The sequence below is a fragment of the Actinacidiphila glaucinigra genome, from assembly GCF_900188405.1.
GTDB lineage: Bacteria > Actinomycetota > Actinomycetes > Streptomycetales > Streptomycetaceae > Actinacidiphila > Actinacidiphila glaucinigra.
This window is the reverse complement of the sequence record NZ_FZOF01000020.1, coordinates 25026-38574: the sequence shown is the minus strand read 5'-3', so window position 1 is coordinate 38574 and position 13549 is coordinate 25026. Positions and strand designations below refer to the sequence as shown.

Below are 13549 nucleotides of genomic sequence, written 5' to 3'. Positions count from 1 at the left end.
TCACGGTGGCCCCGAACGGACCGCCGGCAACAGGGGTTTCCCGTTTCCTCTTCGCCTCCCGGCCGGAAAACCCCTGGTGGGAGAGGTCAGCCGCGCCAGACCTTGATGAAGGTGACGGCGTCGTCGAGATCCGCCCCCACGTACGGCACGGCGCCGGTGAAGGTGGCGCTGCCCCTCGGGCCGGACGCGAACGACGTGTCGCAGCCGCCGGCGACGAGGTACGAGGACAGCCGGATCGACCACCAGCTGCTGGGGCTGAAGCCGTACCCGGCGGCGTCGCAGGGACCGGCGTCGCCGTAGATCGTGGTGTACTCGCCGCCGTAGTCGATGTCGAAGGCCCAGGTCATCGGTTCGGTGGCCGCGGCCGCGCGCAGTCTCTCCGGCTTGACCTCGTCCAGGACGACGACGCGGTGCCTCGCCGTCGCGGCGTCGGCGCTGACGGGAGCGGCGTGGGCGGGCCCGCCGACGGGGGGCGAGGCACACGGCGGCCGACGCGAGTCCGAGCAGCGTGCGGGTACGGGTCGTGTTCACGAAGTCCTCCGGGAGTGGGTGGACTGCCCGGGCCGGGGAGCCGCCGCCCGCGTCGCGGCGGGCACTTGTCTTGTTCTCGCCGTACGCGTGCCGCTCCCCGGCGACCGGGCCGCCATCACGCCGTCGCCCGCTCGGCATCGCCCGTCATGGTTTTCCAGGCGGTTCCCGCTGCCGGTGCGACGGGCGACCTGTGGTTGCATTCCCGGATGCGCGAAGAGACGGCAGGTACGGCGATCCGGGTCCGGCGGCGGGAGGAGGGCGACCTCGACGCGTGCGTGCGGGTGCTCGCCGCGGTCCACGACCGGGACGGCTACCCGGTCGACTGGCCCACCGCGCCGGCCGCGTGGCTGTCCGGGGCCGCCTCGCTCGCCGCCTGGGTCGCCGAGTCGGACGGTGTCGTGGTCGGCCACGTCGGCCTCGGGCCGGGCACCGGGAGCGACGCCGCGCCGGGCCTGTGGAGCGCGCGCGAGGGCGCGGGCGCCGGACCGACCGCGGTCGTGGGCCGGCTGTTCGTCGCGCCGGGCGCCCGGGGCCGCGGCGTCGGAGCCCTGCTGATGGCCGCCGCCGTCGGGGAGGCGCGGCTGCGCGGTCTGCACCCGGTGCTCGACGTCGTCGCGTCGGACACAGCCGCGGCCGCCCTGTACGAGCGGCTGGGATGGACGCTGCTGGCCACCGTCGAGCAGCGGTGGGGCCCGGACCGGCGGGTTGCCGTCCGCGCCTACGCCGCGCCGCGGCCGGGCGGCTGACCGGCGCGTGCGGCGCGGTTCAGCGGTTCGCGCGGACCCCGTCGAGGGCGACGCCGAGGATGCGGTCGCGCTGGGCGTCGTCCGGGAAATAGGTTCCGGAGATGCCGGAGACCATGCGGAGCAGGTCGTCGAAGGAGATGTCGCCGCGGACCTCGCCGGCCTGCTGGGCACGGTCGAACAGCGGGCCGCCGGCCTGGAACATGGACTCGCGGCAGGCCAGGAAGACCTCGGACTCGTTGTCGAGGGCCTCGCGGATGGCCCGCTTGGTCACGGTGTAGGCGACGAAGCGGCCCAGCCAGGAGGTGAGCGCCTCCCACGGCTCGCGGTCGGCCACCTCCCGGGCGACCCGGCACAGGTCGTCGACCTCGTCCGCGTAGACGGACTCGAAGAGGTGCCGGCGGGTGGGGAAGTTCCGGTAGAGGGTGGCGATGCCCACGCCCGCGCGGCGGGCGACGTCCTCCAGTGAGGCCTCGGCGCCGTTCTCCGCGAAGGCCTCGCGGGCGGCCGCCAGCAAGGCGTCGTAGTTGCGCGCCGCGTCCTTTCGGTGCGGGCGCTGGGACGCGACGATCGCGCTGACGGGGAACGTGTCGGCCGTCACTGCTGCCTCCTGACCGGAACGTTTGAAGTGGAGGGTAGCCTCCGCTACAGTGGAGGCATACCTCCACTTTACCAGTCGGGGTGTGGTCCCCTCCGCCGCGTGCCGAGCGCGCGGCGGTACGGCGTACGCACCCCGGTGTGACCCAGTGTGACCCCTTCCCCGGGCCCTGCGCCGACGCATCGCCCGTCCCCCGACGTTCCCCGGTGGCCGCCGCGCGCGGTCACCGCTTCCCAGGCTGCCCACGCGGCCCGTACGACCACGGCCGGACGCTCCCGGCCACGCCCCCGTCCGGAATCGGAGAGGCATCCCATGCCACGCAAGTCCACCCGCCTCACCTTCGCGGTCCTCGCGACCGGTGCGGGCGTGTTCTCCATGCTCCAGTCGCTGATCGCGCCGGCCCTGCCGACCGTCCAGCACGCCATGCACACCTCGCAGTCCACCGTGACCTGGGTGATGACGGCCTACCTGCTGTCCGCCTCGGTCTTCACCCCCATCCTCGGCCGGGTCGGCGACCTGATCGGCAAGAAGCGCACCCTCGTCGCCGTCCTGGTGACCCTCACGCTGGGCTGCCTGCTCGCCGCGCTCGCGCCGTCCATCGGCGTCCTGATCATCGCCCGCGTCATCCAGGGCATCGGCGGCGCGCTCTTCCCGCTGTCCTTCGGGATCATCCGGGACGAGTTCGCCGCGAACCGGGTGAGCCCGAGCATCAGCAACCTCTCCGCCGTGATCGCCGCGGGCGGCGGCGTCGGCATCGTGGCCGCCGGCCCGATCGTCTCGGCGCTCGACTACCGCTGGCTGTTCTGGCTGCCCGTCGCCGTCGTCGCGATCACCGCGCTGATCGCCTTCCGCTACGTGCCCGAGTCCCCGAGCCGGGCCGAGGGACGCGTCAACTGGCTCGGCGCCATCCTCCTGTCGAGCTGGCTCGTGGCGCTGCTGCTGCCGCTCAGCCAGGCCACCCGGTGGGGCTGGACCGCGGGCCGCACCCTCGGCCTGTTCGCCGCCGCGGTCGTCCTCTTCGCCCTCTGGCTGACGGCCGAGGCCCGTTCCCGCCACCCCCTGATCGACCTGCGCATCATGCGGCTGCGCGCCGTGTGGACGACCAACGCCGCCGGTCTGCTCTTCGGCGCGGGCATGTACTCGATCTGGTCCTTCCTCCCCGGCTTCGCCCAGACCCCGCGTGCCGCGGGCTACGGCTTCGGCGCCAGCGTGACGGGAGCCGGCCTGCTGATGCTGCCGATGCTGATCGCGATGTTCCTCTCCGGTGTCCTCAGCGGCCGCCTCGAACCCGTGGTGGGCGCGAAGCGCCTGCTCACGACCGGTGCCGCGCTGGGCGCGGTGGCCTGTGGCTTCCTCGCTGCATGGCACGATCAGCAGTGGCAGGTGGCGTTCGCGGCCGGCATCTTCGGCCTCGGCATCGGCCTCGCCTTCGCCTCGATGGCCAACCTGATCGTGCGCAGCGTCCCGCCGGAGCAGACCGGCGCCGCGAGCGGCATGAACGCCAACATCCGCACCATCGGCGGCTCCATCGGCGCGGCGGTCACCAGCGTCCTGGTCACCAGCCGGCTCCAGCCCTCCGGCCTCCCCTACGCCTCCGGCTACACCCACGCGTTCGGGCTGCTGGCCGTGCTGTGCCTGGCGGCGGCCCTGGCCGCCCTCCTCGTCCCGGTCCACCGGGCCGCCACCGCCCGCCACGCCGCGAGCGGCGCCGCGGCGGCCCCGGCGGAAGCCGAAGCGGTCGCGTCGGGCGCCCGCGGCTGACCTCCGACGCGGGTGCGGCGCCCCTCGCAAGGGCCGCCGCACCCGCCGCACCGCGGGCGAGCCCGCACCGGCCCCGGCGGAACCAGCAACGGCGGTGACGGGGCAGGCGTCCGCCGTCTCTGCGGACGGCGCCCCCAACCCTCCGGCCACACAGGTGCTTTCGGTTGCCGACGGAGTCGAGCCGACCGCGAGACGGACACCCTGACGGCGCCTGGCCGCACCACGTGCGGGCGCGGCCGACCTCGCGAAGGTCACGGCACCTGCCCGCACGGCGCCGTCATTCCCCGGCCGGGAACGGTGCTCCTGCCCCCGCAGGTGCCCTGCCCCGACGCCGGACATCCGCCGTGGTCACCGGCCGCCCTCCGGCCACAGCGCAGGCCCCGGCCGGGGGCCGCCCTCACTCCCCCGGCGGGACCAAGTGCTCCCGGCGCCACTGCGGTTGACGCTCGTAGATCTTCACCCACGGGGACCAGGCCGGGTCGGCCAGCATGATCGCGAGAGCGTCCTCGGGGCTGCACCGGCCGGGCCCGAGCACATGCCGGGTGATGACGACGGCGACCGGCGGGCCCGTCTCGGCCGCCAGCCGCTTCTGCAGGCCCGTCATGCCCTCGCGCTCGTGGACCTCGCGGTACTCCGCGAGCCAGGGCGCCATCCACCAGTCCCGCAGTGCGGCGCCCCGCGGGGCGCCGTCGAACGTCGGGGCGAGTGCGTCGGTCAGGCGGCGGCCGTACGGCGCCGCGTCACCGCCGAGCCGGGGGTACTCGGCCGCGAAGTGCCGCCACTCCACCGCCGGCACCAGTTCGCCGAGCCCGTCCGCGGTGACGGGCCGCAGCGCGTACGAGCCCTCCGCGTCGAGGAAGACGTCGCGCAGCACCTCGTAGCGCAGGCGCCAGGACTCGGCGAGCAGCACCGCGTCGTACAGGTCCTTGCCCTGCGGGTGCCGGTCGCTGACCAGCCACATCAGCTTCCACGCCAGCGACAGTTCCGGGGTCACCCCGAGCACCGCCGCCTCGGGGCCGCCCGCCGACAGGGCGGGGAGCCGGACCGGCTCCGGCGGCGTGGGCAGCCGCTCGTTGAAGACGATGTCGATCTGGACGATCCCGCCGGGCAGCCCGTCCGCCGTCCACGGCAGGACGAGGCGGCGTCCGGGCACGCGCTCGTACGTCCAGATGTCCTCGGCGATCGCGTCCTCCGCCGAGATCCGCACCGGCCCGGACGCGGAGCCGTGCCCGGCCGCGCGGGCGATGCCGTCGAACATCGCCTTCGTCCGCGGCTCCTCGATCCGCCATTCCCGGGGCACGACGACGAAGTCCAGGTCACCTGGCTCCCGGGCGCCGTCCCCGAACCACGCGCGCAGCAGCCTGCTGCCGCGCAGCACCAGGTGCTCCGCCCACGGCGAGTCCGCGACGGCCGCGAGCACGAGGTCCGTCGCCAGGCGACGCGCCTCCAGCCACGCGGCCTCCACCTCGGGGTCCGGGAACCGCGGGTCGGCCGCCCGGTAGGCGTTGGGGTGCTGCTTCAGCGCCGGATCGAACACCGGCCGCTGCACGGCTCGCCGGTCCTCCACGGCCCGCAGCGTCAACGGCACCCCTCGTTGCAGGCGCTGCCCGTCGTCCAGTGGCGCCTGCGGCACCTCGGTGGCTGTCCAGCCGAAGCCCTTCCACGACCGCCGCATGGCCCTCCCCCTCTTCCCCGCACCTTCTTGCCGGGCTCAGCCTCACGACCTGCGCGCCGCGCCGCAACTCCGTTCCGCGGCTCCCCGCCCGTCCGTTGCGCGGCGCAATGATCGGTGACGCCACGGCGCGAGCCGGGTACCGTACGCGCAATGCGGATCCTGCATCTCTCCGACACCCATCTCGACCGCTTCGGATCACCGAAGGCGGGTGGTGTCAACGCGAGGGAGTCGCTGCGCGGGCTCCTCAACGACCTGGAACCGGTGGCGGACATCGACGTCATCGTCATCAGCGGCGACATCGCCGACGACGGATCGCTGGACGCGTACCTCTCCGTGCGCGACATCGTGCGGGACTTCGCCCTGCGCCGCCAGGCGCCGGTGTTCTACAGCACCGGCAACCACGACGAGCGGCGGGCCTTCGCGCGGGCGCTGGGCAGCGGGCACCTGCGCCCGGACGGCCGCAACCACGCCCGGGCGATGCTGACCTCGCCCGCCGGGGAGCGGGCGGCCGTGAGCATGGTCGACGGCTACCGCTTCATCACCCTCGACTCGCTGGTGCCCGGCATGGGGTACGGCCTGCTCGGCGGGGCGCAGCTGGCCTGGCTGCGGGAGGTCCTGGCCACCCCGGCCCCCATGGGCAGTGTGCTGGTGCTGCACCATCCGCCGATCGCGCTCGACGTCGAGGTACAGCACGCGCTGGGACTGCGGAACCCCGGCGACCTGGCCGACGCGATCCGCGGCACGGACGTGCGGCTGATCCTCTGCGGCCATTTCCACCTCCAGCTGTCCGGGCACCTGGAGTCGGTGCCGGTGTGCGTGACCTCGGGGGTTGTCGGCCGGGTCGACCTCACGGCGCCGCCCGGCACCGAGCGCGCCGTCCGGGGCGCCTCGGCCACCCTGGTGCAGATCGGGCCCCACGGCGGGCCGTTGTTCCACACCCTGCACGCGCGCGACCCGAGGGCGGGCGAGACGATCTACGAGCTCGACCGGGAGCAGCTCCGTACGATCATCGACCAGCTCGGCCCCAGCGCCTGGGCCGCGCCCGGCAGCTGACTCCCACGGACACCAGGCCGGGCTCACCGCGCGACCGCCCGCCGCGTGACGCCAACTTTGTTCGCAGCAGCAAACCCTGACCACCGGACGCCCCACAGGCCCGCGGCGTCGCGTGCCGCCGTCCGGGCGCAGGCCGCGACGGCGAACCCCCGGTGACGCCAGAGCCGGAGCGCGGCCGCAGTCCTCCCGCCCCGGGCACACGCCCGGTGAACGGCCGGGACGACCGGCGGAGTTGTCGTCGACGCCACGCCTCCCCCCGCGGGCCCGAGGTGGAGCGCCGGCTCCACGAGGAGACCGACCAGCTCCTCGGCGGCGTCCCCGTGCCGTCCGGCGCGACCGTGCCGTTCAGCGCGTACGCACTGCACCACCTGCCGCGGCTCCGCCCCGCCCCGCTCGCCTTCGACCCGGACCGCCGGCCACCCGTCCGCGCGGCGTGCATGCCCCGCACCCGCCCGGCAGCCGGGTGACGCCGGAGGCGACAGCCGGGTGAAACCCTCCCTCTTCCGTAAAGACATGCCCATGCAATGGTCCGTTTTCCCGATGAACGGAGGGAGGGTGAACCGGGGCGGTCGGCGAGCCGTACAGGCTTGCGGTGGCCCAAGCCTCTCCAGCCTGGGTCACCCTCCATCACCGTGGCTCGTTTGGAAGGAACTTCGGGTTGTCGCTCTCCAGCGCTCATCAGCGGCCGGCAAAGGACCAGGCGGACTCGAAGGAGCAACCGCCCCCAGGTGACGCCCCGGAGGAGGCGGTCGCGGAGCCGGCCCCTGAGGACGCCGCGGAAGCGGCCGGACCCGAGGCTGCCCCCGCCCCCGACGACGGGCCAGACGCGGAACAGACGCATGCCGAGGACCCCGCCGAAGCGGCCCCCGCCGAACCCGAACCCACCGATCCCGCCCCGGCCCCCACCTCGAAGAACGCGCTCGCCCGATGGCGGGAGCGGCACCCCGGCGTCACCCGCGGCCTGTCGTGGAGCCTCACGGCCCTCGCCGCCGTCCTGGTGCTCTTCGCCTTCCTGATGCCCGAGCGGCTCCCGCAGCTCACCGCGTCCCGCTTCGCCCGCGTCCCGGCCGAGCCGATCCTGCTGGCCGCCCTGCTGCTCGTCCTGCCGCCCCGCCCCCGCCGGGTCGTCGCGGTTGTCAGCGGGGTCCTCCTCGGCCTGCTGGTCCTCCTCGACTGCGTCAACATGGGCTTCTACCAGACGCTCGAACGTCCCTTCCACCCGCTCTTCGACTGGCCGCTCTTCTCCGACGGGCTGTCGTTCCTGAAGGACTCGGCCGGTGAGGCGACCGCGTACGGCGCCCTGGCGGGAGCCCTGCTCGCCGTCCTCGTGCTGCTCGTGCTGATGCCGCTGGCGATCGTGCGGCTCGTCACGGTGATGCTGCGGCACCCCTCGGTGGCGCGCCGCGGCACCCTGGTGGCCGGGGTGGTCTGGATGACGTGCGCGACCCTCGGCATCCAGGTCTCCGGGCTGAACCTCGCCGCCAAGGACGCCGGCCTGCGGGTCCGGAGCCAGGTCGGCATGGTGCGGCAGGGCCTGGCCGACCGGAAGGTGTTCGCCGAGAAGGTGGCCGACGACCCGTTCGCGAAGGTGCCGCCGGACCGGTTGCTGTCCGGACTGCGCGGCAAGGACGTCATCTTCACGTTCATCGAGAGCTACGGCCGCGGCGCGGTCGAGGACCCGGCGATGGCCCCGGGTGTCGACGCGGTGCTCCGCGACGGCACCCGGCAGCTCGCCGACGCGGGATTCTCCGCACGCAGCGGCTGGCTGACCTCCCCCGTCACCGGCGGGGGCAGCTGGCTCGCCCACACCACCTTCCTGTCCGGGCTCTGGGTCCAGGACCAGCAGCGCTACCGCTACGTCAGCTCCAGCGACCGGATGACCCTGACCAGCGCCTTCAAGCGCACCGGTGACTTCCGGACGGTCGGCATGATGCCCGGCGTCACGCGGGCGTGGCCGGAGGGCAAGTTCTTCGGCCTGGACCACATCCACGACTCGCGCTCCATGGGCTACCAGGGGCCCAAGTTCAGCTGGTCACCGGTGCCCGACCAGTACACCCTGTCGGCGTTCGAGCGCCTGGAGCACGGGAAGGCGTCGAACCAGCCGATGATGTCGGAGATCATCCTGACCTCCAGCCACAACCCCTGGGCACCGATCCCCCGCATGATCGACTGGGACCGGGTCGGCGACGGCTCGGTCTACGACGCCATCGAGAAGGAGGGCAAGGACCCCAAGGAGGTCTGGAAGGACCCCAAGCAGGTCCGTCAGGAGTACGGCAACGCGATCCAGTACTCGCTGAAGAGCCTCGTCGAGTTCGTGACGAAGTACGGCAACGAGAACACGGTGCTGGTCTTCCTCGGCGACCATCAGCCGGTGTCGACGGTCGTCGGCGTCGACGCCAGCCGGGACGTGCCGATCGCGATCGTCGCCCACGACCCCAAGGTGCTGGACCAGGTCTCCGGCTGGGGCTGGAGCGACGGGCTGCAGCCCGAACACGACGCTCCCGTCTGGCGGATGGACTCCTTCCGCGACCGCTTCCTGAACGCGTTCTCCGCCCCTCGGCCGTGAGGTCCCTCCCGTCGTCCTCCCAGCAAAACCGGGGGGCGACGGGAGCCGCGGGAAGGCGCCGAAAAACCGGCTGCCCCGCGACCACCGGTCTGATAGCGTCACCGCGCAGTGACGACCGAGGAGGTGAGACCCATCAACGCTGTATCAGGACGGGTACTCCCCTCTCGCACGGCTGCGCGGATCCTCTGACGCAGGTGTCCCCGGGAGTGCCCGAAGGCATCCCGAAAGGCACCGAACCATGCGCTTCCTCTCGGAGACGACCGCCGACGGCGTCTCGGAACACCACTTCGTCCTCGGCGACATCACCGGCGTGCTCTGGTCCCCCGCCGGCGCGGACGGCGACCGCCCGCTGATCCTGCTGGCCCACGGCGGCGGACGCCACAAGAAGGCCCCGGGCCTGCTGGCCCGCGCCCACCACCATGTGACGACCGGAGGCTTCGCGGTCGCCGCCATCGACGCGCCCGGGCACGGCGACCGCCCGCGGACCGCCGCCGACGAGGCCGCCGCGGTACGCATCAGGGAGGCGGTGGCCTCGGGCGGACCCGTCGCCCCGCTTGTCGCGGCCCACAACGCGGCACTGGCCACCCGTGCCGTCCCGGAGTGGCGCGCCACCCTGGACGCCCTGCTTGGCCACGGCCGCGTCGGCCCGGACGTCCCCGTCGGGTTCTGGGGCGTGTCGCTGGGCACCGCCGTCGGCGTGCCGCTCGTGGCCGCCGAACCCCGGATCACCGCCGCCGTGTTCGGGCTGCTCGGCCACGAGTCCCTGGCCGGCGCGGCGGCCCGGATCACCGTCCCGGTCCGTTTCCTGCTGCAGTGGGACGACGAGCTGGTGCCGCGGTCGTCGTCACTGGCCCTCTTCGACGCGTTCGCCTCGCGCGACAAGACGCTCCACGCCAACCCGGGCCGGCACATGGAGCTGCCCACGTCCGAGGTGGAGAGCGAACACCGCTTCTTCGCCGGCCGTCTCCGGGCCTCCGGTGCGCGGCAGGCACACCACTGACCCCGCGCCACCCCGTTACCGCGCTTCCCCCGGCACCGCCGAAAGGACCTCCGCCATGCCCTTCTTCCCCTCGTACGACGGCACCGAACTCGCCTACCACGACCTCGGCTCGGGCCGCCCGCTGCTCTGCCTGCCCGGCGGGCCGCAGGACTCCGTGTACCTCGGTGACCTCGGCGGCCTGTCCGCGCACCGGCGGCTGATCAGGCCGGACCTCCGCGGCACCGGCCTGTCCGGGCTGCCGGAGGACCTCGCCTCCTGCCGCTGCGACCGGCTCGTCCACGACGTCGAGGCGCTGCGCGAGCACCTCGGCCTCGACCGGATGGACGTGCTCGCGCACAGTGCCGGGGCGAACATCGCCGCCCAGTACGCGGGCCGCCATCCGGACCGTGTCGGCAGCCTCGTCCTCGTCACGCCGAGCGTCCGGGCCGTCGGCCTTCCGATCCCGGGCGACCTGCGGCGCGAGACGGCTCTCCTGCGCCGGGACGAACCGTGGTTCCCGGAGGCGTTCGCGGCGCTGGAGGCGATCGTGGCGGGCGAGGCCACCGCCGAGCGGTGGCAGGCCCTCGCGCCGTTCTCCTACGGCCGCTGGGACGATGCGGCGCGGGCCCACCAGGCCGCCGAACGGGAGCAGATGAAGGACGAGGTGGTGGCCGCGTTCGGCGCCGAGGGCGCCTTCGCCCCGGACGGCACGCGCGCCGCGCTCGCCCGGGTGACGGCGCCGGTCCTGCTGCTGGCCGGGCAGGTCGACCTCGGGGCTCCCCCGGCCGCGGTCGCGGAGTTCGCCGGGCTGTTCCCGGACGCCGCGCTCGTCGTCCAGCCCGGCGCCGGGCACTTCCCCTGGCTCGACGACCCGGCCCGCTTCGTGACGGCCGTGGCGGATTTCCTGGGAGGTGGGGCCGGGGTCAGGGCCTCATGACGTACGGCGGTGGCGGGACGCCCGCACGGCACGGGCCAGGGCCGGCGGGACGAGGTCCTTCGCCAGGCGGCGGACGGCGCGGGCCCGTTCCCTGACCGGGGACGTGCGGCCGCGGAGCGAGGCGTGGCGGGAGACGGGCGGAGCCGGGGACTTCGCCTTGGTGCCCCTGATGCGGATCAGGGGCACGCCCGCCACCTGGTCCACTGCGTGCCACAGGTCCTGGCGCGTCCTCAGCCACCGCTGCAGTTCCTCGCCCGCCGCGGCCGGGTCGCCCCAGGTGCCGTAGAGCTTGGTGCCGGTGACCGCGATGGGCTTGAGTCCGACCGTCGCCACCGCCGCCCACACGGCGGCGGCGACGCCCGGGCAGTGCTCGCTGCGGAAGTCGTCGAAGGCCGCGATGCCCTCCGGGACGAGCAGTTCGCGCGCCGCCGCGATGTCGCCGGAGACGTGCTCGTACAGGTGCGACGCGTCGACGTGCACGAAGCGGCAGCTGCCGGCGCCGACGTGCGAGGTGATCACCGAGGTCGGGCCCTGCACCATCGTGGGGAGCCGGTCGTGGAACGAGAGGTAATTGGCCTCGAAGGCGCGCCGGGTGAGCGTCGCGTACGCCTTGTTCATCTCGGCGCTGTTCGGGTTGTCCACAGCCGGGGAATCCCACAGGTCGCACACCGTGAACCGCTCCCCCTGGCGGAGGTAGTTCCCCATGAAGATGGCGCTCTTTCCCATGTAGGCGCCGAGTTCCAGCAGGTCACCGGGGTTTTCCCGGTCGTGCTGCCGTCGCAGGAACCAGTCGAAGAGCAATTGGTCGACCGGCCAGAACCAGCCTTCGACATCGGCGAACCGCTGCGGCCGGGGAATTACGTCCGCGGTTTCTCCCGAATGTGGCATGAACTGCTCCCTGGAGAAGGTGGTCCACCGGACCGAACGCGAGGATATCGATCCCGGGCCGGAATTCCGGGGACGCCGCCTCCCGGGGGCGGGTGGCGCGAGGGCCGGCGTACCCGGACCGGGGAGCGGTCCGTCACCACCAGATGACGACGTATCCGTCGCCGCCCGCCGAGCCCGGAACGTCGGTGTCGCCGCCGCCGTCGCCGCCCTCGCCCGCACCGGGCGGAGCGGGCTGGACGACGCCGTCCACCGGGGGGCGGCCCCCCTGACCCCCGGCGCCCGGTGTCGGGTTCCCGATCAAGCCGTCCGCGCCCTCGCGGACGGTTCCCTGCCCGGGACAGACGCCCGTGCCGCCGGTGCCGGGCAGGAGCAGCGACGCGCCCCCGCCGCCATCGGCCGACACGACACCGCCCAGGTTGTTGTCCACTTCGGTCGGCGTCCCCGGAGAGCCGTTGGCCGCGCCTGCCCCTCCGGCGCCGCCGGCGCCGACGTCCACCGCGACCGGTGTGCCGGGCTGGACGGGGAGGACGCACCAGGCGAGGCCGCCGGCGCCGCCTCCGGCGCCGGTGATCGCGCCGCCGCCTACGGCTCCGCCCCCGCCGGCGCCCCATGCCTGGACGAAGACCGTGGTCACCGCGGCGGGCGGTACGAACTCACCGTCGTCGACGAACTCCACGAGGCCGTGGTCGGCTGCGGTTCCGGGCGGCCCCTGAGGCCCGGCGGGCCCCTGGGGACCTTCCGGTCCGGCGGCCCCGGCGGGTCCTTGCGGGCCGGTCCCGCCCTGCGGCCCCTGAGGGCCGGCGGGGCCTGCGGGGCCCTGCGCACCGGGAGGGCCGGCGGGCCCCGGCGGACCAGGGGGGCCTGGCGGACCGGGGCGGCCCGGCCGGCCCGGGCAGTGCCAGGGCAGGTAGGGGAAGGACGAGCACGGCTGAGCCGCACGCTTCCCGGCGCGGGGTCCGCCGGCCTCGGGCGCGGGGCCCCCGTCCCCGCCGGCCGCGTAGGCGGCACCCGCCATCGAACCGGCGGCCAGGGCCACGCTCGTGACCACCGCCTGCAACATGCGGGGTATGACTGTTCGAGACACCACGTCACCTCCAGGAACGGCCCGCGACGGACGACAGGTACCGCTTCCGGGAGAGTGAGCGGTCGTGGAGGGCGGCGGGCCCACATCAAGAGTCGCCTCGGGCACCTCGCCATGCACATTCAGTAGCCGGACCGGGTGATCGCCGGGCCTCGGAACCTCCGTGCGAGGCATTTTGTCATCTTGTCGACTTGGCGGGGTTGCCCGCATTCTCGTTGTCTGTCGACGGATCGGGGGATGCGGTGGCGGTGTTGCAGTGCAAGCGATGCGGGTCCACTCAAGTGCAGAGACTGGAGCTGTACGTGGCGACGATGGATCCGGGCTCGGCGCTGAAGAAGGGTTTCGCGCAACCGGCGGAGGAGAAGGCGGCGCTGGTCGGGCCGCTGCTGGTGGCCGGATTCGGGGTGGCGCTGCTGGTGTCGGGGGTGATCCTTCCGGGGCTGCTCGTGACGGTCGGCGGAGCGGTGTGGGGTGCGCGGGAGCGAGGCAAGGAGCAGACCTCTCAGCGCAAGCGCGCGCAGTGGCTGAAGCAGATGATCTGCATGCACTGCAAAGAGCTGTTCCCGTCCGTGGCGTAGCCCGGGCACAACGAGGCGGCCCGCCCGCGGTGTCGGGCGGGCCGCTTCGGCGCCCGGTGGAGAGGTGATCCCGGCCCGGGACCGGGTGTAGGCACCCCGGATCCGGTGCGTTCGCGGGGGTTCCTTGACCTCAAGGTCGGTCGAGGTTCTACGGTCGGT

The 13549-nt window shown here is 73.9% G+C and carries 13 protein-coding genes; 8 read left to right on the top strand and 5 right to left on the bottom strand.

Going from position 1 to position 13549, the window contains the following annotated elements; genetic code table 11:
• Positions 1–86: 86 nt before the first annotated feature.
• On the bottom strand, positions 87–347 hold the full coding sequence (locus CHF15_RS29930) for a hypothetical protein (RefSeq protein ID WP_089227026.1): 261 nt from the start codon (positions 345–347) through the stop codon (positions 87–89).
• A 390-nt stretch (positions 348–737) separates the two neighbouring features.
• Between CHF15_RS29930 and CHF15_RS29925 the strand changes: the two genes are divergently transcribed.
• Positions 738–1277 carry a GNAT family N-acetyltransferase gene (locus tag CHF15_RS29925; RefSeq protein ID WP_089227025.1) on the top strand — a complete coding sequence of 180 codons (540 nt, stop codon included), beginning with the start codon at positions 738–740 and terminating at the stop codon, positions 1275–1277.
• A gap of 19 nt (positions 1278–1296) precedes the next feature.
• On the opposite strand, the gene CHF15_RS29920 is transcribed toward CHF15_RS29925, so the two are convergent.
• The gene (locus CHF15_RS29920; protein WP_089227024.1) at positions 1297–1875 is read right to left on the bottom strand and encodes a TetR/AcrR family transcriptional regulator; all 579 of its coding nucleotides are present in this window, start codon (positions 1873–1875) and stop codon (positions 1297–1299) included.
• 309 nt (positions 1876–2184) lie between these two features.
• Between CHF15_RS29920 and CHF15_RS29915 the strand changes: the two genes are divergently transcribed.
• Positions 2185–3633, top strand: a complete 1449-nt coding sequence (locus CHF15_RS29915; protein WP_089227023.1) for an MFS transporter — start codon at positions 2185–2187, stop codon at positions 3631–3633.
• A 397-nt stretch (positions 3634–4030) separates the two neighbouring features.
• Here CHF15_RS29915 and CHF15_RS29910 read toward each other — a convergent pair whose 3' ends face one another.
• Positions 4031–5308, bottom strand: a complete 1278-nt coding sequence (locus CHF15_RS29910) for a nucleotidyl transferase AbiEii/AbiGii toxin family protein (protein ID WP_089227022.1) — start codon at positions 5306–5308, stop codon at positions 4031–4033.
• 150 nt (positions 5309–5458) lie between these two features.
• Between CHF15_RS29910 and CHF15_RS29905 the strand changes: the two genes are divergently transcribed.
• The 5 genes from CHF15_RS29905 to CHF15_RS29885 all read left to right on the top strand — a co-directional run bounded on the left by CHF15_RS29905 (position 5459) and on the right by CHF15_RS29885 (position 10843).
• A complete protein-coding gene (locus tag CHF15_RS29905) occupies positions 5459–6361 on the top strand; it encodes a metallophosphoesterase family protein (protein ID WP_089227021.1) in 903 nt (300 codons plus the stop codon).
• Between the two features lie 269 nt (positions 6362–6630).
• Positions 6631–6828, top strand: a complete 198-nt coding sequence (locus tag CHF15_RS29900) for a hypothetical protein (protein WP_089227020.1) — start codon at positions 6631–6633, stop codon at positions 6826–6828.
• A gap of 191 nt (positions 6829–7019) precedes the next feature.
• Complete coding sequence (locus tag CHF15_RS29895; protein ID WP_089227019.1) at positions 7020–8927, top strand: alkaline phosphatase family protein; 1908 nt, start codon at positions 7020–7022, stop codon at positions 8925–8927.
• Positions 8928–9165: 238 nt separating this feature from the next.
• Positions 9166–9927 carry an alpha/beta hydrolase family protein gene (locus CHF15_RS29890; protein WP_089227018.1) on the top strand — a complete coding sequence of 254 codons (762 nt, stop codon included), beginning with the start codon at positions 9166–9168 and terminating at the stop codon, positions 9925–9927.
• A gap of 55 nt (positions 9928–9982) precedes the next feature.
• Complete coding sequence (locus CHF15_RS29885; RefSeq protein WP_089227017.1) at positions 9983–10843, top strand: alpha/beta fold hydrolase; 861 nt, start codon at positions 9983–9985, stop codon at positions 10841–10843.
• Here CHF15_RS29885 and CHF15_RS29880 read toward each other — a convergent pair.
• Positions 10838–11731 carry a class I SAM-dependent methyltransferase gene (locus CHF15_RS29880; protein ID WP_089227016.1) on the bottom strand — a complete coding sequence of 298 codons (894 nt, stop codon included), beginning with the start codon at positions 11729–11731 and terminating at the stop codon, positions 10838–10840. The genes CHF15_RS29885 and CHF15_RS29880 overlap by 6 nt on opposite strands.
• 133 nt (positions 11732–11864) lie before the next feature.
• Positions 11865–12407 carry a glycine-rich domain-containing protein gene (locus CHF15_RS29875; protein WP_089227015.1) on the bottom strand — a complete coding sequence of 181 codons (543 nt, stop codon included), beginning with the start codon at positions 12405–12407 and terminating at the stop codon, positions 11865–11867.
• A gap of 707 nt (positions 12408–13114) precedes the next feature.
• Here CHF15_RS29875 and CHF15_RS29865 point away from each other — a divergent pair.
• On the top strand, positions 13115–13390 hold the full coding sequence (locus CHF15_RS29865; protein ID WP_143681660.1) for a hypothetical protein: 276 nt from the start codon (positions 13115–13117) through the stop codon (positions 13388–13390).
• Positions 13391–13549 lie beyond the last annotated feature (159 nt).